The organism is Actinoplanes sp. NPDC051388, assembly GCF_055586225.1.
Genome location: NZ_JBVJIP010000006.1, coordinates 279,396 through 304,145, shown reverse-complemented (window position 1 = coordinate 304,145; position 24,750 = coordinate 279,396). Strand labels below are relative to the sequence as shown.

At 71.2% G+C, this 24,750-nt stretch carries 20 protein-coding genes; 10 read left to right on the top strand and 10 right to left on the bottom strand.

Annotated elements, in window-relative coordinates; all coding sequences use genetic code 11:
- Nucleotides 1-35: 35 nt before the first annotated feature.
- Genes ACZ6TI_RS17965 through ACZ6TI_RS17950 form a run of 4 tightly spaced genes read right to left on the bottom strand, consistent with a single transcriptional unit; the run spans nucleotide 36 to nucleotide 2,601 of the window.
- Nucleotides 36-776 (bottom strand): ABC transporter permease, encoded by a 741-nt coding sequence (locus ACZ6TI_RS17965; protein ID WP_465346173.1) that lies wholly within the window; start codon nucleotides 774-776, stop codon nucleotides 36-38.
- Nucleotides 777-785: 9 nt separating this feature from the next.
- The gene (locus ACZ6TI_RS17960; RefSeq protein WP_465346172.1) at nucleotides 786-1,652 is read right to left on the bottom strand and encodes an ABC transporter ATP-binding protein; all 867 of its coding nucleotides are present in this window, start codon (nucleotides 1,650-1,652) and stop codon (nucleotides 786-788) included.
- Nucleotides 1,649-1,966 (bottom strand): transcriptional regulator, encoded by a 318-nt coding sequence (locus tag ACZ6TI_RS17955; RefSeq protein ID WP_465346171.1) that lies wholly within the window; start codon nucleotides 1,964-1,966, stop codon nucleotides 1,649-1,651. Before ACZ6TI_RS17955 ends, ACZ6TI_RS17960 begins: the two co-directional genes overlap by 4 nt.
- Nucleotides 1,963-2,601 carry a transporter gene (locus ACZ6TI_RS17950; protein WP_465346170.1) on the bottom strand — a complete coding sequence of 213 codons (639 nt, stop codon included), beginning with the start codon at nucleotides 2,599-2,601 and terminating at the stop codon, nucleotides 1,963-1,965. Before ACZ6TI_RS17950 ends, ACZ6TI_RS17955 begins: the two co-directional genes overlap by 4 nt.
- A gap of 233 nt (nucleotides 2,602-2,834) precedes the next feature.
- Here ACZ6TI_RS17950 and ACZ6TI_RS17945 point away from each other — a divergent pair, with 233 nt between their 5' ends.
- Both ACZ6TI_RS17945 and ACZ6TI_RS17940 read left to right on the top strand, forming a co-directional pair.
- Nucleotides 2,835-3,962, top strand: a complete 1,128-nt coding sequence (locus ACZ6TI_RS17945) for a serine hydrolase domain-containing protein (RefSeq protein ID WP_465346169.1) — start codon at nucleotides 2,835-2,837, stop codon at nucleotides 3,960-3,962.
- Nucleotides 3,955-4,377, top strand: a complete 423-nt coding sequence (locus ACZ6TI_RS17940; RefSeq protein WP_465346168.1) for a GNAT family N-acetyltransferase — start codon at nucleotides 3,955-3,957, stop codon at nucleotides 4,375-4,377. The genes ACZ6TI_RS17945 and ACZ6TI_RS17940 overlap by 8 nt, the downstream gene beginning before the upstream one ends.
- Here the strand turns inward: ACZ6TI_RS17940 and ACZ6TI_RS17935 are convergent.
- Entirely contained in the window at nucleotides 4,374-6,368 is a 1,995-nt protein-coding gene (locus ACZ6TI_RS17935) for a HelD family protein (RefSeq protein WP_465346331.1), read from the bottom strand. The two genes, ACZ6TI_RS17940 and ACZ6TI_RS17935, sit on opposite strands and share 4 nt — an antisense overlap.
- A 266-nt stretch (nucleotides 6,369-6,634) precedes the next feature.
- On the opposite strand from ACZ6TI_RS17935, the gene ACZ6TI_RS17930 reads away from it, so the two are divergent.
- Nucleotides 6,635-7,366, top strand: a complete 732-nt coding sequence (locus ACZ6TI_RS17930; protein ID WP_465346167.1) for a hypothetical protein — start codon at nucleotides 6,635-6,637, stop codon at nucleotides 7,364-7,366.
- 69 nt (nucleotides 7,367-7,435) lie between these two features.
- On the top strand, nucleotides 7,436-8,287 hold the full coding sequence (locus ACZ6TI_RS17925; RefSeq protein WP_465346166.1) for a menaquinone biosynthetic enzyme MqnA/MqnD family protein: 852 nt from the start codon (nucleotides 7,436-7,438) through the stop codon (nucleotides 8,285-8,287).
- A gap of 22 nt (nucleotides 8,288-8,309) precedes the next feature.
- Here the strand turns inward: ACZ6TI_RS17925 and ACZ6TI_RS17920 are convergent, their stop codons facing one another.
- Nucleotides 8,310-9,254 (bottom strand): aldo/keto reductase, encoded by a 945-nt coding sequence (locus tag ACZ6TI_RS17920; RefSeq protein WP_465346330.1) that lies wholly within the window; start codon nucleotides 9,252-9,254, stop codon nucleotides 8,310-8,312.
- A 129-nt stretch (nucleotides 9,255-9,383) separates the two neighbouring features.
- Here ACZ6TI_RS17920 and ACZ6TI_RS17915 point away from each other — a divergent pair, with 129 nt between their 5' ends.
- Nucleotides 9,384-10,964, top strand: a complete 1,581-nt coding sequence (locus tag ACZ6TI_RS17915; RefSeq protein ID WP_465346165.1) for a beta-1,3-glucanase family protein — start codon at nucleotides 9,384-9,386, stop codon at nucleotides 10,962-10,964.
- A 4-nt stretch (nucleotides 10,965-10,968) separates the two neighbouring features.
- Here the strand turns inward: ACZ6TI_RS17915 and ACZ6TI_RS17910 are convergent, their stop codons facing one another.
- Complete coding sequence (locus tag ACZ6TI_RS17910; RefSeq protein WP_465346164.1) at nucleotides 10,969-14,043, bottom strand: AfsR/SARP family transcriptional regulator; 3,075 nt, start codon at nucleotides 14,041-14,043, stop codon at nucleotides 10,969-10,971.
- Nucleotides 14,044-14,101: 58 nt separating this feature from the next.
- Between ACZ6TI_RS17910 and ACZ6TI_RS17905 the strand changes: the two genes are divergently transcribed.
- The 3 genes from ACZ6TI_RS17905 (at nucleotide 14,102) to ACZ6TI_RS17895 (ending at nucleotide 17,139) form a co-directional block, all read left to right on the top strand.
- Nucleotides 14,102-14,878, top strand: a complete 777-nt coding sequence (locus ACZ6TI_RS17905; protein WP_465346163.1) for an alpha/beta fold hydrolase — start codon at nucleotides 14,102-14,104, stop codon at nucleotides 14,876-14,878.
- Between the two features lie 79 nt (nucleotides 14,879-14,957).
- The gene (locus tag ACZ6TI_RS17900; RefSeq protein ID WP_465346162.1) at nucleotides 14,958-15,662 is read left to right on the top strand and encodes an AbfB domain-containing protein; all 705 of its coding nucleotides are present in this window, start codon (nucleotides 14,958-14,960) and stop codon (nucleotides 15,660-15,662) included.
- 67 nt (nucleotides 15,663-15,729) lie between these two features.
- Nucleotides 15,730-17,139: an FAD-dependent oxidoreductase gene (locus ACZ6TI_RS17895; protein WP_465346161.1), complete on the top strand. Its 1,410-nt coding sequence runs from the start codon at nucleotides 15,730-15,732 to the stop codon at nucleotides 17,137-17,139.
- A 69-nt stretch (nucleotides 17,140-17,208) separates the two neighbouring features.
- Here the strand turns inward: ACZ6TI_RS17895 and ACZ6TI_RS17890 are convergent, their stop codons facing one another.
- Both ACZ6TI_RS17890 and ACZ6TI_RS17885 read right to left on the bottom strand, forming a co-directional pair.
- Nucleotides 17,209-18,048, bottom strand: coding sequence for an SWIM zinc finger family protein (locus ACZ6TI_RS17890; RefSeq protein ID WP_465346160.1), 840 nt, complete (start codon nucleotides 18,046-18,048; stop codon nucleotides 17,209-17,211).
- Between the two features lies 1 nt (nucleotide 18,049).
- The gene (locus ACZ6TI_RS17885) at nucleotides 18,050-21,094 is read right to left on the bottom strand and encodes an SNF2-related protein (RefSeq protein ID WP_465346159.1); all 3,045 of its coding nucleotides are present in this window, start codon (nucleotides 21,092-21,094) and stop codon (nucleotides 18,050-18,052) included.
- Nucleotides 21,095-21,207: 113 nt separating this feature from the next.
- Here ACZ6TI_RS17885 and mqnC point away from each other — a divergent pair, with 113 nt between their 5' ends.
- Nucleotides 21,208-22,455: a cyclic dehypoxanthinyl futalosine synthase gene (mqnC, locus tag ACZ6TI_RS17880; RefSeq protein WP_465346158.1), complete on the top strand. Its 1,248-nt coding sequence runs from the start codon at nucleotides 21,208-21,210 to the stop codon at nucleotides 22,453-22,455.
- A gap of 333 nt (nucleotides 22,456-22,788) precedes the next feature.
- Here the strand turns inward: mqnC and ACZ6TI_RS17875 are convergent, their stop codons facing one another.
- The gene (locus ACZ6TI_RS17875; RefSeq protein WP_465346157.1) at nucleotides 22,789-23,088 is read right to left on the bottom strand and encodes a hypothetical protein; all 300 of its coding nucleotides are present in this window, start codon (nucleotides 23,086-23,088) and stop codon (nucleotides 22,789-22,791) included.
- 477 nt (nucleotides 23,089-23,565) lie between these two features.
- On the opposite strand from ACZ6TI_RS17875, the gene ACZ6TI_RS17870 reads away from it, so the two are divergent.
- Nucleotides 23,566-24,747 (top strand): LPXTG cell wall anchor domain-containing protein, encoded by a 1,182-nt coding sequence (locus tag ACZ6TI_RS17870; protein ID WP_465346156.1) that lies wholly within the window; start codon nucleotides 23,566-23,568, stop codon nucleotides 24,745-24,747.
- Nucleotides 24,748-24,750 lie beyond the last annotated feature (3 nt).

The following is a 24,750-nucleotide window of genomic DNA, read 5'->3' as shown; positions in this document are numbered from 1 at the left end:
CGGACCCCCTTTGGTCGGGCTTAAGTGTCGAATTTCTAGCTGAACCGCCGACCTTCGTCCCGTCGATAGGCCCATACAGCGAAGGCCGCGAGTGCCGCCGTCCAACCCACCAGCGCCAGAGTGGACCAGACGTCGAACCTGAAGTCGCCCACTGCCGCCCACATCAGTCGGACGGCCCCACCGGTGGGCAAGTAGGGCGCGACGGCCTCGACGAAACCGGGCGCGGTGCCGGGCGGCGTCATCAGCCCGCCGCCGAACGCCAGCGGGAAGAACAGCACCTGGGCGACCACGATCGCGGCCTTGGACGGCAGCGAATAACCGATGCCCAGGCCCATCAGCGTGAACGGGATCGCCGCCACCGCGGTGGTGCCGATCGCCAGCAGGAACGCGGGCGCGGTGATGGTCGCCTCGGTGAGGAACGCCGCGATCAGCACCACCGGGATCAGCGACACGACCATCAGCACCAGGCCGGCCAGGATGCGCCCGAGGAACCGCGGGCCCGGGCCGGCCGGCAGCGTGCGGGTGAACGGATCCCACGGCTGGGCGCGGTCCTCGGCGACGCCCACCCCGTACTGGAAAAGGTTTGTCGTCATCACGGCGAACGTGACCATCGAGGCGGTGGCATAGGTGCTGGCCACCGGATCGTCGCCGGTGAACGGCACCACGAAGAAGAGCATCGACGCGGCCGGGAAGAAGGCGCTGCCGATCAGCGCGATCGGGATCCGGATCGTCTCGGTCAGGTGGTAGCGGGCGTGGGTGAGGGTCAGGGTGGTCATCGTCGCTCCTCAGGCGTTCGTCAGCGTCAGGAACGCTTCTTCGAGAGAGGTCGGCCGGACCTCGAGATCCGCGAACGGCACGTCGTGCGAGACCAGGTCGCGGACCAGGCGGTCCGCGTCGGGCGTCAGGAGATGGGTACGAGAACCGTCCAGCTCGCGCCCGACGATCCCCGGCATCTCCGGCACCGGCCCGGCGGTCGTCACGCTGACCCGGCGGATGGCGACCAGGCCGCGCACCGCGTCGACGGTGTCGTCGGCGAGCACGCGGCCTCCCCCGATCACCACCACGCGCTCGGCCAGCGCCTCGATCTCCTCGAGGTAGTGGCTGGTGAGCACGACCGTGCCGCCGTCGCGGTGGAAGGCCCGCACGCCCTCCCACAGCGCGCGGCGCGCCTCGACGTCGAGCCCGGTCGTGGGCTCGTCGAGGAACACGATGCGCGGCCGCCCGGCGAACGCCAGGGCCACCGCGAGCCGCCGCTTCTGCCCGCCGGAGAGCCCGCCGGTCTGCCGCTTGACCAGGTCGGCCAGCCCGAACCGGTCGAGCAGCTCGGCACTGTCGAGCGGGTGCGGAAAATGCGCCCGGGTGAAGTCGACGACCTCGCCGACCCGCAGCGCGCCGGGCAGCCCGGTCTCCTGCGGCGTGACACCGAGGCCGATCCGGCGAGCCGGGTCACGCGGGTCGCCGCCACACAGCTCGACCCGCCCTTCGTTCGGCCGGCGCAGCCCGGTGAAGAGGTTGACCAGGGTGCTCTTGCCGGCGCCGTTCGGGCCGAGCAGCCCGACCAACTGCCCCTGCGGCACATCGAGATCGAGGCGGTCGAGGGCGACCACATCGCCGTAGCGCCGGGTCACGCCGATCGCACGGGCCAGCATCATGACTCCTCCGTGGGGTTGAGCAGTGCGCGCAGCGCGGCCGTGTAGACCTCGAACGCCAGCCGGCCGCGACGGGTGAGCTGGACGAGGGTGGCCGGGGTGCGGCCGTGATGGGTCTTGGTGACCTCGACATATCCCGCGTCCTCGAGCTTGCGCAGGTGGACCGAGAGGTTGCCGGCCGTCATCTTGAGGATCTCCTGCAGGCGAGGGAACGCGAGCCGGTCGCCGTCGCGCAGCATCGACAGCGCGGACACCACGCGGAGCCGGGCCTGAGCGTGGATCACCGGGTCGAGCTCGGGCAGTCCGACCTCGGTCACTTCGGGAGCCTCGCCTTGCCGATCACGCCGGCCACGAGCATGCCGCCGCCACCCAGCACCGCCAGGATCAGCGAGTGCCAGCCCGCCCCGGCGAACACCGCGGCGATGTTGATCGCGCTGATGAAGACCCCGAGGAAGAAGAAGGTGTTGTCCTTGTAGAGCACCCCGCCGGCCATGTGCAGAGCCCCGGTCAGCGCGACCATGGCGCCCGACCACATGAGGTTGAGCTGGTTGTCGGGCAGGATGTCGCTCACCTGACTGAGCACAACGGACATGCTGGTGAACGCGACCGCCCAGGTGATGCCGTAACGAGCGCCCTGCGCGCTGGACGGCCCGCTGATGTCGCGCCCGGTGCGGGCGCCGGCGATGCCGGTGAACGCGCCGGCGCTGATCATGGCGGCGGCCAGCACGACCATGGGCAGCCACTCGGGCAGGTCGACGAAGACGCGGCCGTCCGGGCCGTAACGCAGGAAGAAGAGCGTGAAGCCGAGCACCCAGGCGAAGCCCCACGGCCAGAGGAAGAGGCGCGGGTCGGGGGTGAGGTTGCGCTCGGCTTCGGCGCGCTCGCGCGCGATCAGGCGCAGCGACTCGGCCGGGTCCATCGGAGCGTCGTCATCGATCTCGTGAGGTGCCATGCAAAGTACTTTACAACACAAAGTCAAAGAAGTTTATGCCACAAAGATGAACGCGGTGTTCTTGCTCTGCTTACTCATAGGCAACACCTGGGCTGGGGTGTGCTTGCTCTGCACACGTATACGCAGCACCCGGGCTGCGGTGTGCCAGCTCTGCACACATATGTGCAACACCCCGGGCCAGGCCCGGGACCAAGGCCGGCTGGGGGTGGGGGCCTCGGGGATAGGGTCGGGCGATGCCGCTCGGCGTGACGTTGGCGCAGGTCGCGACCCGATCCGGGTACGGTCCGGACGACCCGATCGTGATCGGCGTGCGCCGCGGTGGAAGTCGCCCGGCCTATCTGACGCGGGGCTGCCTGCCGCCCACGTCCGGGGCCGAACGACGTGCCGGGCCGACCCGGAACACCCTGATCTACGTGGCTTCGCTGGCCAAGCAGGTGACGGCCGCCTGCGTCGCGCTGGCCGGGCTCGACCCGGAGTCACCGATCGCCGATCACGTGCCGGGGCTGCCGGAGTGGGCGCGGCCGATTCGTCTGCGACACCTGCTCCACCACACCGGCGGGCTGCCTGGGGAGAGTGACCTGCCGGACGGCGAAGACCGCACCACGGCCGGACTGCTGGCCGCCCTGCGGAACTCGCCGTCCGACGCTGCGCCGTCCGACGCTGCGCCGTCCGACGCTGCGCCGTCTGGCACTTCGCCGTCCAACGCTTTGCCGTCCGACGCCTCGCCGGCGGACATTTCCTCGGCTCTCGCCCCGCCGACGGCCCTCCCCGCGCCGCCCGCTCCCGTCTCCGCGCGGTCCAGCGCCATCCACAAAGGACCAGGAGTGGAGTTCGCCTACTCGAATGTCGGATATGTGCTGCTGGCGGAGGCGGTTGCCGGTGCGGTGGGGGAATCGCTTGGCGGGTTTGCTCGGCGGCGGGTGTTCGGGCCGTTGGGCATGACTGACACCGTCTTCTGGGATGGGCCGGCGCCTGCCCCGGTCGGCGCTGTGCCGCTCGAACCGGTGCATCCGTCTCCACTGTCCATCGGGGACGGTGGGATGTGGAGCACGACGGCGGATCTGCTTCGGTGGGCGGTCGGGCTGGATGACGATCGGCTGGGGGTCACCGGGGTTCTGCAGACGCCGGGGCGGCTCGATGACGGGACGGACCTGGACTACGCGTGGGGGATGGGGGTCCGGGAGTTCGCGGGACGTCGCGTCTATCGGCACGGCGGGTCGTTCGCGGATGTGCGGGCGGTGCTGGTCCGCGTACCGGAGGAGGGTTTTGATCTTGTTGTGCTGGCTGCGGGCGATCACACTGAGCGTTGTGTTGGACTTGCCGATCGCCTCCTTGACGCGTTGCTGAAGCACGATGGCTGACCTGGTGTTGCGCACCGCCGAGGCGGCCGACCTTCCGCGGGTGCTGGCCTTCTGGCGGACCGCGGCCGAAGACTCGCACCGGCCGCCGGACACCGCAGGCGCCCTGGCCGCGCTGCATTTGCGCGACCCGGACGCACTGATCCTCGCGGTGGCCGGCGACCACATCGTGGGCACCGTGATCGCCGGGTGGGACGGCTGGCGCTGCCATCTCTATCGGCTGGCGGTCGCGCCGAGCCGCCGCCGTTCGGGCATCGGCAAAGTGCTGATCACGGCCGCCGAGGAGCGTTTCCGGGTGCTCGGTGGCACCCGCGCCGACGCCATGGTGCTCGACGACAACGAGCGCGCACACGGCATCTGGCTGGCCTGTGGATATCGCCGCCAGGCCGAGTGGTCGCGCTGGACCAAGCCCCTCTAGGCGAGCAGCGCCGGCGGCAGGGGCTGGGCGTGGACCACGGAGAGGCGGGAGACCGCCCGGGTCAGCACCACATAGAGCCGGTGCAGCCCGCGGGCCTCGGCCGCCACGATCTCGGCCGGCTCCACGACGATGACGTGGTCGTACTCCAGGCCCTTGACCAGCGTGGCCGGCACCACCGTGACGCGCGCCTCGGAGTCGACGTCGTCGGCGGTCGCGGCCTCGATGCCGGCCGCGGTCAGATGCTTGCGCAGGCGGTCGATGGCGTCGTCCGCCGCGATCACCGCCACCGAACCCTCGTGCTCCAGCGCCGCCGTGACCTCGACCAGCGTGCCGGCGTCCACGTCCTCGTCGTGGGTGATCGTCAGATCGCCGTCGCGGCGCAGCGACACCGCCTCCGGCACGCCCACCCCGAGGGCGGGGAGCAGGCGATTCGCCAGCTCAATGATCATTTCCGGTACGCGGAACCCGATCGTCAACGGCACCACGGCGGCCTCCGGCTTGCCCAGATGCCCGAGCGTGTCCCGCCAGTCCGCGGCCGCCCACGGCGCCGTGCCCTGGGCCAGGTCGCCGAGCAGCGTGATCGATCCGTGCTCGCTGCGCCGCGCGATCGCCCGCGCCTGCATCGGCGACAGGTCCTGCGCCTCGTCCACCACCACGTGCCCAAAGCTGGTCTCCCGCTCGAGCAGTCCGGCCGCCTCGTCCAGCAGCACCAGATCGGCGGCGCTGAACCGGGCCGACTTCGCTGTTTTCGGGGGTTTCGTCCAGCGGATCGCGTCCTGTTCGTCCGGGGTGAGGACGTCGTCGACGGGCTCGGTCAGCACGCCCACCACCAGCTCGGCGGGCGTCACCTCGGGCCAGGACGCATCCATGAACTCCTTCACCGGCCCGATCCGGCTCATCTTGCGCAGCCAGCCCTCGCCCGGCGAGTTGCCGGTGCGATATTCCGACTGGCGCTGCAGCAACCCGACCACCCGGGCCCGCACCCGCTCGCGCCCGACCGCATAGGGCAGACCTTCGCGCCGGGCCTCGTCCACGATCCGGCGCAGCGGCTCGGCGTCGATCCGCCACCGGTACGAGCCGTCCGACACCATGATCGGCTCGGTGGGCTTGCCCAGCCGCCGCCACAGCGCCCTGGCCAGCACCTGGGCCATCCGCGGATCGTGCTTGACCAGCGTCGCTGCCTCGGAGTCGACCGCGCGCACCGGCGCCCGGGCGATCAGCTCGTCGATCGTCGCCTGCTGCACCTCGACCTCGCCGAGGGCCGGCAGCACCGCCGAGATGTAGGACATGAACGCCGTGTTCGGGCCGACGATCAGCACGCCGGACCGGCGCAGCCGCTCGCGATGCAGATAGAGCAGGAAGGCCGCCCGGTGCAGCCCGACCGCCGTTTTTCCGGTGCCGGGCGCGCCCTGCACGCAGATCGAGGTCTCCAGGTCGGCGCGGACCAGCTCGTCCTGTTCCGGCTGGATGGTCGCCACGATGTCCCGCATCGGCCCGACGCGCGGCCGCTCGATCTCCGCGGTCAGGATGCGGCTCTTGGTGCCGAGCTCCTCGCCGCGGTCGAGGTGCTCGTCCTCGAAGCTGGTCAGTTCGCCCTTGACGAACCCGAACCGGCGCCGCACCGCGACCCCCTGCGGGTCTCGCACGCTGGCCCGATAGAACGATCGGGAGAGCGGCGCGCGCCAGTCGAGCACCATCGGCTCGCCGGCGTCGTCGGTGACGTGCCGCCGGCCCACGTGGTAGGCCGACTCGTCGATGTCCAGCCGCCCGAAGAACAGCGGCGTGCTGGGGTCGTCGGCCAGCTCGGCGACCCGCCGGCGCAGGGTGCGGCCGAGCGCTTCCGCGCCGTACGGATCCCCGGCCACCTCGCTGCCGGCGGAATAGAGCGCCTCGGCCCGGCCACGCATGCGGCGCAGCGCGGAGCGGGATTCGGTCAGATGGGTGCGTTCGGCTAGGAGTTCGCTGTCGAGGTCAGGTGCGGACACGCTGATCTTTCCTATCGCTCACCTGCTGCTCGCTCGCGTGTCCGGGGGCGGATGGCCGCCAGACCCGGCGCGTGGGACGTCCGCTTCGGTGCTTTCACCGCGGCCGTCGAGCGGCCAACCAGAATATGTGGAGTGTCGCCCAACTACCACCGATTTACGCGCCGCAGGCGCTGCGAACGCTGGATCGCGATGTTTGCGAGAGCCGCGAATCGTTTCCTCAAGTCGTTTGTTTGCTGGAATGACGAGTTTGCGGATGTTGCAAACACTTACTTGTGGCAAACCTGGACGTCAGCGTGGCGCCCTTCACTACTGATGCGGACCTGACCCTCGATCCGCGAACCCTGGGCCGCGAGCCGGACGTCAAGCGAGCGATGCAGGATGCCGGGTTCGCGCTGACCGGCGAGCCCGGCATCTGGAACAAGTCAGTCGTGGTGGCCGGTGCCCCCGAGCCGATCCTGGTGCCGGTTGACCTGCTGGTACCGGCGGCATTGGCCGGTCGCGGCCGCCGTTCGGCGCGATTGGCGGACCACGGCAAGAATGCGGCCCGGCGTACGCCCGGGTTGGAGGCGGTGGCAGCCGACTTCAGCGATGTGTCGATTGCCAGTCTCGAGCCGGACGTCGACCGGCGGGTACTTACCGTCCAGGTGGCCGGCTCGGCGGCATTGTTCGTTGCCAAGTCGGTCAAGCTGAGCGACCGCTTCCGGGATGCCGACGCGGGCCGGGTCGGCCGGCTCAAACCGAAGGACGCGAGCGACGTGTTCCGGCTGATGCAGGTGGAGCCCGCCGATCAGGTCGGCCGGCGGTTGCGGGAGCTCGCGCGAGACGAGACCGCAGGTCCGAGCGTCCGCGAAGGCGTGGAAGGGCTGGCGGGGATGTTCGGCAGACGTCGATCTCCGGGTGTCGACCTTGCCGTCCGGGCGCTGCAAGGCGCGGTGCCAGAGGAGCGCGTGCGGGCGCTGACCACGGCGTACATGAGTGTTTTGATGACCAGCTATGGCGAGTGATGGTGCGATCTGGGCCACCCGCGCGCCGGGGGCGCGGCGGCGGGAGACGGCCGGGGATAGCGTCGGGGGATGAGTGAGAGCGTGCGGCGTCCCCGGGTCGGGCACATCCAGTTCCTGAACTGCTTGCCGATCTACTGGGGTCTCATGCGGTCCGGCGCGCTCCTCGACGTCGACCTTCGTAAGGACACCCCGGATCGGCTCAATGCCGCGCTCGTGGCCGGTGACCTGGACATCGGGCCGATCTCGCTGGTCGAATATCTGCGGCACGCCGACGACCTGCTGCTCCTGCCGCATCTGGCGGTGGGCAGCGACGGGCCGGTGCTGTCGGTCAATCTGGTGACCACCCGGCCGCTCGCCGAGCTGGACGGCCGGCCCGTCGCGCTCGGGTCGACCTCGCGCACCGGCGTGCTGCTCGCGCAGATGCTGCTCGCCGAGCGCTACGGCGCCGATCCCGAATACTTCCGCTGCCCGCCGGACCTTGCCCAGATGCTGATGGAGGCCGACGCGGGGGTGCTGATCGGTGACCCGGCGTTGCGCGCGATGCACGAGGCGCCGAGTCGCGGCCTTCAGGTGGTCGACCTGGCCGAGGAGTGGCGCGACTGGACCGGCCTGCCGATGGTGTTCGCCGTCTGGGCCGTGCGCCGGGACTTCGCCGCCGCGCACCCGGGCACCGTCAAGGAGGTGCACCAGGCGTTCCTGCGCTCGCGTGACCTCTGCCTCGACGAGCTCGACACGGTGGCCGAGGCGGCCGCGCGCTGGGAGCCGTTCGACGCCGCCACGTTGGCCAACTACTTCCGTACGCTCGATTTCTCGCTGGGTGAGCGGCAGGTTTCCGGTCTGCGCGAGTTCGCCCGCCGGGCCGCCGCCCGCGGCGAGGCGCCGCCGCTTCCGGAGGACGGCCCGGAGTTCGCCGCGGTGTGAAGCCACGGCGGGCGACGAGAACTCAGGACAGGATCGAATCCAGCGCCGCGATGTCCTCGGGGCTGAACTGCCACGCCCCGGCGGCGGCGTTCTCGCGCACCTGTTCGGGCGTCGTCGCCCCGGCGATCACGCTGGTCACCGCGGGCCGGGACGCCAGGCCGGCGATCGCCACGTCGAGCAGGCTGTGCCCGCGTTCCCGCCCGAACTCCGTCAACGCCTCGATCGTGTCCCAGTCCGCGCCGTCCAGCCAGCGCTGGTAGCGGGGCAGTGCGAGCCGCGTACCCTCGGCGGGCTTTTGATCGCGCGAGTACTTTCCGCTGAGCAGGCCGCTGTCCAGCGGGAAGAACGGCAGCAGCCCCAGCCCGAAGTGCTCGCAGGCGGGCACCACCTCGGCCTCGACCTCGCGGTGCAGCAGGCTGTACTGATTTTGCGCGCTGATGAACGGGGTCAGGCCGCCGGCCCGCGCGGTCCAGTCGGCGTCCGCGATCTGCCACCCGGCGAAGTTGGAATTGCCCAGGTAGCGCACCTTGCCGGCGCGGACCAGGTCGTCCAGTGCGGCGAGGGTCTCGTCGATCGGCGTCACCGGGTCGGGCACGTGCAGCTGGAAGAGGTCGATGTAGTCGGTCTCCAGCCGCCGCAGCGACGCCTCGACCGCCCGGATGATGTAGGACCGCGCCCCGCGGGCACCCCGGTCGGCGCCGTTCATCCCCTCCATGTCCATGCCGAACTTGGTGGCCAGCACGATGTCGTCGCGACGGCCCTTGAGCGCGGCGCCGAGCAGTTGCTCGGACGCGCCGTGCGGGGCGCCGTAGATGTCGGCGGTGTCGAACAGCGTGATCCCGGCGTCGATCGCGGCGTCCACGACCGCGGTGGTGCCGTCGGCGTCCAGCTTGCGGCCGAAGTTGTTGCAGCCGATGCCGATCGTCGAGACCACGAGTCCCGAGTTCCCCAGCCGGCGATAGCTCATCTCACTCATGATTCGACCGTATGCCCACGGGCCCGGACGGCATGCATCAGCGCTTATCTATTGACACAGCTTGTTAACAGATTGAAGCTGTGAGAGCGCTCTCCATCCCCCGTCCCCGTGGAGGCTCTCGTGAGAAGAAAGCTCCTTGCAGTACTTCTGTCCCTGGCCGTCATCGGCATCGCTTCCCCAGCTCAGGCCATCGGACCGGCGATCTTGCCGGTCACCGTGACCAACAACACGGGCCGCGGCGAAGCGGTCTACCTCTACGTCATCGGCATCCAGCTCTCCACCGGCCGCCTCGGCTATGTGAACCAGGGCGGCGCGTTCACTCCGTGGAGTGGCGGGCAGCTCCCGCCGTCGCCCGCACCGGACGTCTCGATCGGCGGACCCGGCAACGGCGGCACGGCCACGATCAACTTCCCGCGTGGCTTCTCCGGCCGGGTCTACTTCGCGATGGGCGAGAAGCTCCGGTTCTTCCTCACCCCGGACGGGTTGGTGCAGCCCGCGCCCTGGGCCGGCGGCGACGCCAACCGGGACATCCTCTTCGACTGGAGCGAGTTCACCTACAACGACGCCGGGCTGTGGCTGAACAGCTCGCAGGTGGACATGTTCGCGATCCCGCACGCGGTCACCGTGACCGGAGCGAACGGCGCCACCAAGCGCACCGGCGACGTGGTGAACAACGGGCGCAACGCGATCATCGACGGCATCCGGTCGCAGGCCGGATGGGGCAACACCGTCTACACCCGCGGCGACGGGACCGTGCTGCGCGTGCTGGCGCCCGGCAAGGCGGTCGGCGCGGGGCTGCTGTCCTCGAGCTACTACAGCGGTTACATCAACTCGGCGTGGAGCGCGTACGCCAACAAGACGCTGACCGTGGTGCCGTTCGGCGACCAGCCCAACAACAAGTTCTTCGGGCGCACGTCCGGCAACGTCATGAACTTCACGAACACCGCGGGGCAGCAGGTGGCGTCGTTCAACCGCCCGTCCGACGGCAGCGTCTGGGGCTGCGCCGGTGACCTGCCCGCACCCAACGACCCGGTCGTCGGCCCGATCTCGCGGACCCTGTGCGCGGCGCTCAACCGCGGCACGCTCGGCACCCTGGACACCCAGCCGACCCTGAACCCGGCGCAGTTCTACCAGAACAGCCCGGCCAACCAATACGCCAAGGTGATCCATGCCAACATGGTGGACGGCAAGGCGTACGCGTTCCCGTTCGACGACGTCGGCGCGTTCGAGTCGCTGGTGCACGACGGCGACCCGCGCGGTGCCGGCGTGATCCTGAGCCCGTTCGGCGCCGGTGGCACCACGCCGCCGCCCACCGGCGGGGCGGTCCCGATCGTCAGCAACTGGAACAACAAGTGCATCGACGTGCCGGCCGCGAACTTCTCGGACCGCGTCCCGCTGCAGACGTACACCTGCAACAACACCAACGCCCAGAAGTGGACCTTCGAGGGCAACGCGATCAAGACCCAGAACAACAAGTGCATGGACGTCGCCGACGGTTCGACCGCGAACCTGGCGCGGATCCAGATCTACACCTGCAACGGAACGGGCGCCCAGCAGTTCGTGCTGAACGGCGCCGCCGACCTGGTCAACCCGCAGTCCGGCCGATGCGTCGACATCGACGGCTGGAACGGCAACGACGGCGCCGCACTGATCCTCTGGGACTGCGTCGGCGGCGCGAACCAGAAGTGGCGTAAGGGCTAGAAACTCAGAACAACGCGCGGGCCTGGGCCGGGGACATTCCCCGGCCCTCGCCCTGCAACTCGGCGAGGCGCTCCGCACCGAGAGCCACAGCCAGGCGTTCGGTCACCCCATCGATCTCGTCACGCTCGGCCGGCGCCGCGCTCAATTCCATCCGGGTACGTTCGCCCGCCGCCGCCCCGAGCACCCGGGCCGCCACCTCCGGATCCGCCGCCGCCGAGGCGATGCCCTCCATGGCGGTCATCAGGTCTCGAGGCGCACCCATCCCGTCGGCCACGTCGAACGCGCGCAACTGCATCGCGAGAGCGGCCGCCCGGTCGCCGGCCGACGCGGTCGCGTACCCCAGCTCGGTGAGCACCATCGGCAGGTAGAGGGCCGGTTGCTCCTCACGCTCCGCCGCGGCCACCAGGCGTTCCAGGTGGGTTACCGCCACGTCCAGCTTGCCGTCGCGCCGGGCGGCGAACCCGATGCTCAGCTCGGCGAACACCGCGGCGGCCGGCAGGTCGCTCTCCTCGGCCAGCCGCAACGCCCGCTCACCCAGCTCACGCGCCTGCCCGTAGTCCCGGGTCTGCACCGCGATCCAGGCCAGCCAGGAGATCTTGCTGCCCACCTCGATCCACAGCGACAGCTCCTCGGCCCAGCGCAGCCCCTCCCGATGCAGGTCGGCGGCCCGGTCGTAGTCCCCGACGATCTCGGCGAGGCCGCCCAGCCAGTCGGTGGCCTGCAGCCGCCCCCAGCGGTCGCCCAGCTCGGCGAAGAGCGCCGCGCAGCGCTCGCCGTCGCGCTTCAATGCGGCCAGGTCGGCGGCGGCGTGCGCCAGTTTGGCCCGCGAGCCGAGCGCGGCCGCTTCGGTCCACCGGTCGCAGTCGGCCAGCACGCGGTCCAGCAGGGCGGCGGCCGAGGTCAGCTCGCCGCGGTCGATCAGGGCGGCCGCCACGAACCAGGCCGCTCGCGGATCCGCGGGCTCGGGAAGTTCCGTCACCGGGGCGCCCTGCAGCAGCGCGAAGCCGGCCAGCCAGACCGGATCGCCGCCATGCGCGGCCAGCGCCGTGCGGGCCTCGGTCAGCCGGCCGCGGAGGAACCAGTACCACGCCAAGGCCTGGGCCAGCCGGGCGCCGCCGCCGTGGGTCAGCGCCGCGCGCAGGTTCGGCGTCTCCGTGTCCAGCCTGGTCAGCCACTCCTGCTGGGCCGGGCCGCGCAGCTCGGGATCCGCGCGCTCGGCCAGTGCGGTGAAGAACGCCGCGTGCCGGGCCCGGGTCTCCTCGGGGTCGGCCAGGTGCTGCAGGCAGAACTCGGCGACCGACTCGAGCAGCCGGTAGCGCGGCGCCGGCCCGTCGTCCACCGCCACCAGCGAACGGTCGACCAGCCGGGTCAGCACGTCCGGGTCGGCCAGACAGACCGTTTCGGCGGCGTCCAGCGTGCAACCGCCCCGGAAGACGGCCAGCCGGGCCAGCACCGCACGGTCGGCCTCCGCCAGCAGGTCCCAGCTCCAGCCGATCACGGCGGTCAGCGTGCGCTGCCGTTCGGGCCGGTCACGTTGCTGCGTGGTGAGCAGCCGGAAGCGGTCGTCCAGCCGTTCGACGATGCCGGTCACGCCGAGCGCGCGGACCCGGGTGGCGGCCAGTTCGAGGGCGAGCGGCAGGCCGTCCAGGCGGCGGCACAGCTGGGCCACGGCGGGGGCGGTGCGGTCGTCGAGGTGGAAGGTGCGGTGGTGGGCTGACGCGCGTACCGCGAAAAGGCGTGCCGCGGCAGATCGCCGCACCGCGTCGACGTCCTGCTCGTCGGCCGGCAACGCCAGCGGCGGCACCTCCCAGACCACCTCTCCGGCCAGCCCCAGCGGTTCCCGGCTGGTGGCCAGCACGGTGACTGCGTCGGCCTCCCGCAGGATCCGCCCGGCCAGGGCAGCCGCCCCCTCGATCACGTGCTCGCAGTTGTCCAGGACCAACAAGACCGATCTGTTGCGTACGGACCCGAGCACCCGATCCACCGCGGTGACGGTGACCCCGGCCGCCTCCCGCAGGTCCAGCGCGGCGAGAACCCGCTCGGCAACCGCCTGGTCATCGGCGCCCGCCGCCAGCGCGGCAAGCTCGACCAGGAGGGCCTCTCCTTGCTCTGCACACATATACGCAACACCCGGCGCCGCTTCGCGACGCTGAGCCGACTCGCGGCTTTGGGTCGGCTCGCGGGCGACCTCGACCGCCAGCCGGGTCTTGCCCACGCCGCCCGGACCCACCAGCGTGACCAGCCGCCGCTCACCGATCAGCACGCGCACCTCGGTGACCGCCTCGGCCCGCCCGACCAGCTCGTCCAGCCGCGCGGGCAGGCTGTTGCGCACCCGGGCGGCGGTCGGCGGCGCGCTCAGCCCGGTGTCCTGCGCCAGGATCTGCCGGTGCAGTGCGACCAGCTCGGGCCCGGGATCGAGGCCGAGATCGTCGGCCAGCCGGGCGCGCAGCTCGGCATAGCTGTCCAGCGCCTCGGCCTGCCGCCCGCCCGCATAGAGCGCCCGCATGTGCAGCCCGCGCAATCCCTCCCGCAGCGGATGCCGCTCGATCAGCTCGGCCAGCTCCGCCGCCACCAGATCGTGCTCGCCCCGGGCCAGCCGGGCGTCGGCCAGCCGCTCGCGCACCGCCAGCCGCTGCTCGGCCAGCCGGGTCGCCTCGGCCCGCACGAACTCGGCGTCCGCCACGTCCGCATAGGCATCCCCGCGCCACATCGCCAAAGCCGCGCCCAACCGGTCGGCGTCGGTGGCCTCGGCCAGCGCGGTGAACCGGTCGGCGTCCACCTCCGCGGGCGATGTCCGCAGCAGGTAGCCCGGCGCACGCGACTCGACCAGATCACGGGCGCCCGGCTCGGCGTCGTTGAGGGCCTTGCGCAGCTGGGACACCCGCACCTGCAGCGCGCCGGCCGCGTTCGCCGGCGCGTCCTCGCCCCACAGGTCGTCGATGAGCCGATCGGCGGACACCACCTGGTTACGGTTCGCCAGCAGGTCGGCGAGCAGTACCCGCACCTTGGCGCCGGGCACGACGACCGGCTCGCCGGCGTTCGTGGTGACGGCGAGCGGCCCAAGGACCCCAAACTGCATCGGGCCACCGTAACCGCGCCTGAAGCAACCCGTAAGCGCTGCCGCGCAGGGTGTGGGCATGACTTACGCAACCGTGAACGGCCTGGACATGTATTACGAGGACCACGGGACCGGGGAGGTGCCGGTCGTGCTGATCCACGGCGCGCTCTCCGCCATCGGCACCTCGTTCGGCGACGTGCTGCCGCTGCTCGCCAAGACCCGCCGGGTGATCGCCGTCGAGCTGCAGGCGCACGGCCACACCGCCGACATCGACCGCCCGCTGACCGTGCGGAACTTCGCCGCCGACGTGGTCGCGCTGCTCGACCACCTGGGCATCGCGGTGGCCGATCTGTTCGGCTGGAGCATGGGCGCTGCCGTCGCGCTGGAGATCGGCGCCCGGCATCCCGGGCGCGTCGGCCGTCTCGTGCTGGCCTCGATCAGCTTCACCGCGGACGGGCTCTACCCGGGCCTGCTGGACGGCATCCAGGACCTGCAGCCGGAGCATCTGCACGGCTCGGAGTTCCACGAGGAGTTCCTGCGCACCGCGGCCGACCCGGTAACCGGCTGGCCGGCCCTGGTCGCCAAGGTCAAGGACTTCGACGCGAACACCCCGGAGTGGTCCGCGGACGAGATCCGCGCGCTGGCCGCACCCACGATGATCATCCTGGGCGACTCGGACATCATCCGCCCGGAGCACGTGATCGAGATGTTCCGCCTGCTCGGCGGCGGCGTCCCCGGCGACCTCGAAGGCCTGCCCAGCTGCCGGCTGGCGATCATCCCCGGCACCACGCACACCACGATCCCGCAGCGCGCCGAGTGGATCACCCCGATGGTCGAGGAATTCCTCGCCGGATGATCGCCGTCCACAGTAGAAGTCCCTTACGATCACTTCCGCATCCTGTTGCGGTACGGAAGTCGAGGACCGCGTGCCCACTGTGTCCGTCAGACGGCCGACCAGCGACGACGTGACCTGGCTCCTGGTGATCGGGGGTCTCGCCGCGGTCGTCGCGCTGGTCGTCATCATCGTCTCCGACCGTCCGCCGGCCGAGGAGGGTCCGCCCGCCCGCAGCGCGATCGCTCCGGCCCCGACGTTCCCCGACCCGCCGCCGGCGCCCACCTATGTCCCGCCGCCGTCCGTTCCGGCGCCGCCGACCACCGGCGTGCGGCACCGGCCGCCGGCCACCGCGACACGCACGTCCCGGCCGCCGGCCTCCCCGTCGGCCACCGCGAAGCCGTCCACGCCCCCGGTGTGGGCCGCGATCGGCACGGTCATCGGTCTGGAGCCGGTGGGCGAGCCGGGCCTGCGGGTGCGGCATCGCGGGTCCCGGGTGTGGGTCGGCCGGCCGGACGGTTCGGCGTCCTTCCGGGTCGAGCCCGGACTGGGCGCCGCCGGCTGCCTCTCCCTCGAGTCGGTCAGCTCCCCGGGCCACTACCTGCGGCATCAGAACTTCGCGCTGGTGCTGCACGCCCGCGACGAATCCGCGCTGTTCGCGGCGGACGCGACCTTCTGCCCGGTGCCCACCGGCGCCGGCCGGACCGCGCTGCTGCGCTCGATCAACTACCCGGATCGCTATCTGGTGGTCGATGACCTGCGGCTCTATCTGCGCTCGACGGGAAGTGAGTTCATCGCACGATCTTGACGGAGATCGATCTCTTAGCTTTATTGTTCATTGAAGCTGGAGAATTTCTCGCGTTCGGGGGTTGCGGATGTCCACTGCGCGGCGCTTTGCCGAAATCTCGACGGATGTTCCGCCGAGCGGGCAACGGGTGCTGTTCCGGCGGGCGGTCGTGCTCGGCGGCAGCATCGCCGGCCTGATGGCCGCGCGCGTGCTCAGCGACCACGCCGACGAGGTGCTGATCATCGAGCGCGACGACCTGGCCGCGCTCGACGTCTCCGACGCGGAGATCGCCGCCGATCCGGCCGGTGCGGTGGGTCCCCGCCCGGGGGTGCCACAGGGCAGCCAGGTGCACGCGCTGCTGCCGTCCGGGCAGATCCAGTTGGAGCGCTTCTTCCCCGGATTCGTCGACGAGGCGCTGGGCACCGGCGCGGTGAACCCGCCGGCCGACGGCGCCCGGTTCTACATGGACGGCGCCCTGCGGGACGAGTCGCCGCAGGGCACGACCGGAATGGTCGGCCTGATCTCCAGCCGCCCGTTCCTCGAAGCGTTGATCCGCCACCGCGTGCTGGCCCTGCCCAACGTCAAGACGGTCTCCGCCACGGTGACCGGCCTGACCATCGAGAACGGCGCGGTCACCGCGGTCCGGCATGGCGACACCGACGTGCCCGCCGATTTCGTGGTGGATGGGACCGGCCGATCGAGCCGGATCGGCGACTGGATCGCCGAGTACGGCTTCCCGCGCCCGCCGATGCAGCGGATGGGCATCAAGCTGAACTACGCGACGGCCCTGTTCAAGCGCCCGCCGGACCCGGACGTCTGGACCACCATCTCGATCACCACCCCGGCGCCCGGGCGGGTGGCCCGGATCGGCGGCTTCACCCCGATCGAGGGCGACCGGTGGACGATGCTGATCTCCGGCTATGCCGACGACCGGCCCAGCCGGGACGCCGACGACTACGTGCGCCGCTGCACCGAGGACTTCCCGCCCGAGTTCGGCGCGGTGGCGAACGGCGCCGAGCGGGACGGCGACGTGATCACCTATCACCAGGCGGACAGCCGGCGCCGCGACTTCCACCGGCTGGACCGTTTCCCGGCCCGGTTGGTCGCCGCGGGTGACGCGGTGGCCTCCTTCAACCCGGTCTACGGCCAGGGCATGACCTCGGCCATGCTGCACGCCTCGTGCCTGTCCGCCTATCTGCGCGGCGAACCCGACCTGAGCCGTGCGGCCAGGTCCTATTTCGCCGACGTGAAGGTCGTCGTGGACGCCGCCTGGCAGGTCTCCACCCTGCCGGACCTGGGCCTGCCGCACGTCGACGGGCCCTACCCCAAGGGATACAAGGCGATCCGCTGGGCCAGCGGCATCGTCTTCAAGGCCTCGCAGAAGGACCGCGACCTCAACCGCGCGATCGGCCGGGTCACCACCATGCTGGCCCACCCGAGCGAGCTGACCCGCCCCCGCAACCTGCTACGAGCCGTCACCGCCGGCGTCCGAGGCTAGGGGTCTGTTTTAGAAGGGATGGCCGGGCTGCGGCGTGGCCCAGCCGCCGGACGACACCTGGACCTCGCCTCACTCCGACCCCCCTTTTGAAACAGACCCCAGATCCCGGTAGGCCGGTCGCAGCAGGTCGGTCAGCGGGATGTGCCGGACCCGGATCGGGGGTGCGTCCAGCGCCCGCAGCAGCAGTTCCGGCGGCGCGGTCACCCGGGCCGGACGCTCCCGCAATCGGCTGAGCGAGATGGCCGGGGAGTAGAAGTCGGCCAGGCGGGCGTCGAGCGGGGTCTCCTCGATCGCCAGCGGGTCGATCGCCTCGGCCGGCTCGGGGGTGGCGCGCAGCGCGTCGAGCAGTTCGTCCCGGTTGCGCCCGCGCCAGGCCAGCACCAGGAACGGATCGTCGTCGAAGGCCTCCGCCAGCACATAGAGCACCGCCGAGGCGTGCTTGCAGGGCACACTCCAGTCCGGGCAGCTGCAGGCCATGTCCAGGCGCGCCGGAAACAGCGGAAGGTCGACGTCGTCGAAGAGCTCGACCAGCTCGTGCGGCATGTTTCCGGCCAGCAGCGCGGCCCGATAGAGCGCCTGCGCGGCCAGGGACTCGGTGATCACCGTCCACTGTGCGGCGTCATAGGCGCTGATCTGGAGGGTGACCTGATAGGGATCCGGCCGCGACCCCTGCACCCGGCCCACCACCCGGCCCGGCGTCAGGGTGAAGTCGATGACCTGCCCCTTGCGGGCATAGGTGCGGCCCCGCGCGAGCCGGCCGGGTGGGCAGATCTGCTCGAGGATGTCCACGAACCGCCGCGACCACCACTGAGCGCCGATGTTGCCGCGCTGCGCCCGCACCGCGAGACCGCCGTCCACCCGGATCGGCTGCCCGCCCTCGAAGAAGCGCCCCTCGGGATCGACCGGCACGTCAGCTCACCGCCACCGGGTCGAGCGAGAACAGCTCGCGCAGCTGGGTGGTGGACAGGTCGGTGACCCAGTCCTCGCCGGTGCCGACCACCGACGCGGCCAGCGCCTTCTTACGCTCGATCATCGCGTCGATCTTCTCCTCCAGCGTGCCCGCGCAGATGAACTTGCGGACCTGCACGTTGCGGGACTGGCCGATCCGGAAGGCGCGGTCGGTGGCCTGATTCTCCACCGCGGGGTTCCACCACCGGTCGTAGTGGATCACGTGGTTGGCCGCGGTCAGGTTGAGCCCGGTGCCGGCCGCCTTGAGCGACAGCAGGAACAGCATCGGCTCGTCGTCGGTCATGAACCGCTCGACCAGCGCGTCGCGCCGCGCCTTCGACAGCCCGCCGTGCAGCCACAGCACCGGCCGATCGAGGTGCGCGGCCAGATAGGGCTGCAGCATCGAGCCGAACTCGCTGTATTGCGTGAAGATCAGCGCCTTGTCGCCGTCGGAGATGATCTCCTCGGTCAGCTCCTCGAGCCGGGCCAGCTTGCCGGACCGCCCGGGCAGCCGGGATCCGTCCTTGAGCAGGTGCGCCGGGTGGTTGCAGACCTGCTTGAGCTTGGTCATCGCGGCGATCACGTTGCCCCGCCGCTGGATGCCCTCGCTGCCCTCGATCACCGCCATCATGTCCTCGACCACGGCCTGGTAGAGCGTCGCCTGCTCGGCGGTCAGCGTGCACCAGGTCTTCATCTCGTCCTTCTCCGGCAGGTCCGAGATGATCGACTTGTCGGTCTTCAGCCGGCGCAGCACGAACGGCCCGGTGGCCCGTTTCAGTGCCGCGGTGGCATCGGCGTCCTGCCGGATCTCGATCGGCTCCTGGAACCGCCGCCGGAACCGCTTGGCCGGCCCGAGCAGCCCCGGATTGCAGAACTCCATGATCGACCAGAGCTCGGCCAGGTGGTTCTCCACCGGGGTGCCGGTCAGCGCCAGCCGGGTGCGGGCCGGGATCGCGCGCACCGCCTGCGACTGCCGGGTGCCGCTGTTCTTGATCGCCTGCGCCTCGTCACACGCGACCCGGCCCCACGCGATGTCGCGCAGCGCACTCAGATCGCGCAGCGCGGTGCCATAGGTGGTGATCACCAGGTCGGCGCCGGCCACCGCGGCCAGGAAATCGTCCTCGCGCTTGCGGGTGCCGCCGTGATGCACATAGACCCGCAGGCTCGGCGCGAATCGGGCCGCCTCCTTTTGCCAGTTGCTGACCAGCGACATCGGGCAGATCAGCAGCGTGGGCAGCACGTCGGTGGCGTCGGCCCGCTCGGCCAGCAGCAGCGACAACGTCTGCGCGGTCTTTCCCAGCCCCATGTCGTCCGCCAGGATTCCGCCCAGCCCCAACTTCGCCAGAAAGTGCAACCAGGACAAACCCCTTTCCTGGTACGGCCGGAGCACGCCCTGGAACGACGGCGGTGTGGGCACCGGCGTCAGCCGTTCGGCCGCGCCCCCGAGCAGGTCGCCGAGCATGCCGTCGGCGTCCACCTCGATCAGCGGCAGATCCTCGTCGCCGCCGTCCACCACCTGCTGCAGCACCTCGCCCGCGGTGAGCTCGCCGGAGCGCCGCCGGTCCACCGCCCGCAACGCGGCCTTGAGCTGCCGGTCGTCGAGCTCCACCCACTGCCCGCGGATGCGGACCAGCGGCACCTTGAGCCGGGCCAGCTCGGCCAGCTCCTCGGCGGTCACCACGCCGTCGCCGACCACCAGGTCGATCCGGAAGCTGACCAGCTGGTCCAGCCCGAAGCCGGAGTCGGCGACCGCCCGGGACGCGTCCTTCTTGCTGCGCGTGCGCGTGGTGAGCTTGAGCCCGACCCCCTTGCGGCCGGCCCACTTGGGCAGCTGCACCCCGAAGCCGGCCGCCTGCAGCAGCGGCGCCGCCTGCCGCAGGAACTCGTGCGCCTCGCCGGTGTCCAGTGTCATCGCGGCCGGCGCCGGGTCACGCAGCCCGACGTGCAGCAGTGGGAACAACCGCACGGCCCGGCCCAGCCCGGCGAGCAGCGTCTCGTCGGGTCGCTGCGGCAGGCCGGGCATCCGGCCGCCCTCCCACAGCGCCGCGGCGGTCAGATAGAGGCTGGGGTCCTCGGCCGACTGCAGCGCGAACTCGAGACCCCAGTCGTCCTCGCCCGGCGGCGGCTCGCTGAGCCGGAAGCTGACCCGGATCGGACCGTTCGCCTCGTGCGCCGCGCGCAGCCAGTCGGCCAGCGTGCGGCGCAACTCGGCGATCTCCTCCGGCCGCGCGCCGGGCAGCGCCGGGTCGGCCTCGGTGAGCGCGAGCGCCCAGCGGTCGGGCAGCGGCGCCTTTGGCCCCGGCCGGTGCCCGAGCAGCAGCCGCTCCGGCATCATCGCCCGGGCGGCGGCGTCGACCATCGCCTCGATCGCGTCCCGCAGGGTCGTCGCGACACCCCCGCCGCCACCACCGTCGTCGGCGGCGTGGCAGACCGGGGGCATGGCCTCGGCGAAGTCGCGCCAGGATGCGGCGTCGGCGCCGGTCAGCACCGGCCGCCAGCGGGCCGCGGCCTCGCCGGCCTCGGTCACCAGCTGCGGCAGCATCCGCCCGCGCCGGGCCAGGTCACAGCAGTGCCCGGCCAGCACGCACAGATAACGCAGTGACGCGGCGGCGCTCCACGGCCCGTCCGGCGCGGGCTCGGCCAGGGCGCCCAGCGCGGCCAGCGCCGCCTCGCCCGGCACCAGCAGCGCCGGGGTCTGCCAGCTGGTGAGCCTGATCCCGCGGCCGGGCACCTCGCTGCCGGTCTCCGGCGACGGCAGCGGCCCGCCGCCGGTGCCCGGGAGCCGCAGGGTCAGCGTGCCGTCCATCGCCTTGACCAGCGCGTCGCGCACGTCGTCGGACGAGCCCTCGAGGGCGGCCAGCAGGGTGGCCGCGGACACCGCGAAGGGATGCGCCCGCTCCCGGGCCCGCGACGCCGTGGTCAGCGGCAGCGCGGGCTCCTCCGCCCACAGGGCGAGCTGCCCCGGGGCGCCGTCGCCCGGAAGCCAGCAGGCGTGCACGACCAGCACTGTTTCTCCGATCTGAGGATGGCGTCGAGATTAGCCAAGCCCACCGACAAAACCGGCCCGGCGGTGACACGCGCCGCTGACGAGCCGCGGAATCGGCACGTACGCTCGGAGGCGTGACTGGGACGACGGAGATCGACAGCATCCTGCAGCGCGCCGCCGACGGGGGCCGGATCAGCCCCGAGGAGGCGCTGACGCTCTACACGGATGCGCCGTTCCACGCGCTGGGCGAGGCGGCCGACGCGGTGCGCCGGCGTCGATACCCCGACGGCATCGTGACCTATCTGATCGATCGCAACATCAACTACACCAACGTGTGCGTCACGGCCTGCAAGTTCTGCGCCTTCTATCGCGCGCCCAAACACGCCGAGGGCTGGTCGCACTCGATGGAGGAGATCCTGCGGCGCTGCGGCGAGGCGATCGACCTCGGCGCCACCCAGGTGATGCTGCAGGGCGGCCACCACCCGGACTACGGGGTGGAGTACTACGAAAATCTGTTCTCGTCGGTCAAGCAGGCCTACCCCGACCTGGTGATCCACTCCATCGGGCCGAGCGAGATCCTGCACATGGCCAAGGTCAGCGACGTCTCGATCGAGGAGGCGGTGGTCCGGATCAAGGCGGCCGGCCTCGACTCGATCGCCGGCGCGGGCGCCGAGATGCTGCCGGACCGGCCCCGCAAGGCCATCGCGCCGCTCAAGGAGAGCGGCGCCCGGTGGCTCGAGGTGATGGCGACCGCCCACCGTCAGGGGTTGTCCAGCACGGCGACGATGATGATGGGTACGGGGGAGACGAACGCCGAGCGGATCGAGCACATCCGGATGATCCGTGACGTGCAGGACCTGGCCGTGGCGAACGGCTATGTCGACTCGCCGGTCGAGCAGCAGGGCGGCGTCGGCGGCTTCCGGGCCTTCATCCCGTGGACCTATCAGCCGGAGAACAACCACCTCAAGGGCCGCACCCAGGCGACCAGCATGGAATACCTGCGGTTCATCGCGCTCTCCCGGCTGTTCTTCGACAACGTGGCCCACCTGCAGGCGTCCTGGCTCACCACCGGCAAGGACGTCGGCCAGCTGTCGCTGCACCTGGGCGTCGACGACCTGGGCTCGATCATGCTCGAGGAAAACGTGATCTCCTCGGCCGGCGCCCGCCACCGCTCCAACCTGCACGAGCTGATCTGGATGATCCGCACCGCCGACCGCACCCCGGCGCAGCGCGACACGCTCTATCGCCACCTGGCCGTGCACCACACCCCGGCGGACGACCCGTCGGACGAGCGGGTGGTCTCGCACTTCTCCTCGATCGCGATGCCCGGCGGCGGCGCCGGCCGCACGGAGCTCCCGCTCGTCGAGGCGTCGAAGGGATAACGGGCACGACCATCGCCCTGGGCACGTCCACGGTCAGGTCGCGAGCGGCGACCTCACGATCACTCTGTCCGTCGACGGCGGACCCGGGCTCGATCATCCTGACCGGCGAGCCGCTGCAGCCGGGCGAGCGCAGCTGGGCGCTGGCCTATGCGGGCAACTGGGGCAACCGGGCGGCGACCAGCATCGAATACCAGGTGCGGCTGCCGGAGCACGTCACCTACGTGGACAGCCGCGAGGGGCTGCGCCGCGGACTCGTCCGGCCGCAACGTGACCCTGCACCGCCGAGGACATCTACATCCCGTCCTGGGACGAGGCCCCGTTCGAGGCGCAGTTCTACATCCCGCTCGAGGTCGAGCTGTCGGTGGACGCCACCGGCCCGGCCACGCTGACCGGCGGCTCCTGGGCGGTCGTCGCCCGCACCTGGGCCGAGCAGCCCTCGGCGGGCCAGCGGCGGAAGGCGACGGCGGTGCTGCCGAAGTTCGCCCAGGCGCTCACCCCCGAGGAGATCGAGGAGTTCGACGCCGGTCCGGTCGCCGCGTCGATCGGGCTCGGCGGGCTCGGCGGGCTCGGCGCGCTCGCGGTCGGGGCCTTCCTGGTGCTCTCGGCTCGTCGCCGGCGCTTCGTGCTGGTCACTCCGGGTGACGAGAAGTGGAAACTGGCGAGGGGGCCGGCACCCCCCGTGGGGGGGCGGGGCGCCCCCCTCCGGACAACAAACAAACACCCCCCCCCCCACCCTTGCGCGACTCCCCCTTTTTTCGATCCCCCCCCCCCTTCTTCCCCGTTCTCCCTTTTCGCCCCCGCCGGGGCGAACCCACACCCCCACCCCCCCCCCCCCCCCCCCCCCCCCCCCCCCCCCCCCCCCGCTTCCGTATGGACGAAACGCAACCGTCCCGTCGCCCGTGTTCGCGATATCACGTTCTGTCGAGATCAACTCATCCGTTCGTACCGGTTGACCCACCGTCTTAAAGGTTCTTTAAGAGAAGCCAAATAGGACACATCCGGGTCAATGGCTCCAATCGACGATCATCACCGTCTTGAGGGGTCGCGCACCAACAAGATCAATAGCTAGCCTTCGCTCCTTGACTTATCCGTCCACGGGGAGCCACCTTCATGACGATTCGTAACCTGGTGCGAGTGTCCGCCACCGGACTGCTCGCCGCCGGTGCTCTTGCGGTCGCCGCGACGCCGGCGCTGGCCGCCGACGTCGACTTCGGCCTCGAGCTCAAGGGCACGACCATTGCGCTCGGTGCCAGTGAGAAGCCGGCCACGGTCAGCTTCGCCAACAACGGCACCAGCAAGCCCGCGGAGGTCGTCGTGCTCTTCGACGCGACCGACCTCAGCCCGGCCGTCGGCGTCGACCTCGGTGAGTGCACCTTCGACGAGGGTGTGGCCGCCTGCACCATCGACGAGGGCTTGATCCCGGGCCCGGGCGAGACCGCCGACATCGACGTCCCGCTGGTGGTCAAGGACGGCAGCGTCCGCGGCAACCAGGGCACGCTGACCATCACGGTCGCCGTCGAGGGCGACACCAACGACGCCAACGACAGCAAGACCGTCGACGTGGTCCTCTCCGAGGAATCCGGCGCCGACCTCCGGGTCGTCGCGCTCGACGTGACCGAGGTGGACGCCAAGGGCAACCTGACCGGCGCGCCGGTCGCGCCGGGTGCGAAGAGCCTGGCTTATGGCTACCTCGCCAACCACGGTGACCTGCCAGCCGGTGACCTGTCGGTGAGCGTCAAGCTGCCGGCCGGCGTGACTTTCGCCAGCAAGGACCAGGGCTGCGAGTACAGCACGGACAACCGCTCGGTGACGTGCACCGACGACTCGATCGTGCTGCTGCCGTGGGACCAGGACGACACGGAGAACAAGGAGAACTCCGCGTTCTACGTGCCGTTCGAGGTCGTCGTCTCGGCGGACGCCAAGGGCCCGGTCTCGCTGGCCGGTGGCACCTGGACCGCGGTCGCGCACACCTCGATCGACGTCACCAAGCAGCGGTCGGCGGCTCCGATCTCGGCGAACCTGCCGGACAACGCCAAGGAGCTCACCAAGGCGCAGGTCGCCGAGTTCGATGTGGACGCCTCGGACAACAGCGACGGCTTCAACGTGCTGGTGGCCGGCGAGGGTGGCGCCGGCGGCGGTGGCGGCGACGACGACCCCTCGCTGCCGGTGACCGGTCCGGTCGCGGCCGGTGCCGCGGGTGCCGGTGTGGCCGTCCTCGGGATCGGCGCGTTCCTCTTCATCTCGGCGCGTCGCCGCCGGGTCGTGCTGGTCACGCCCGGCGACGGCAAGTAAGTC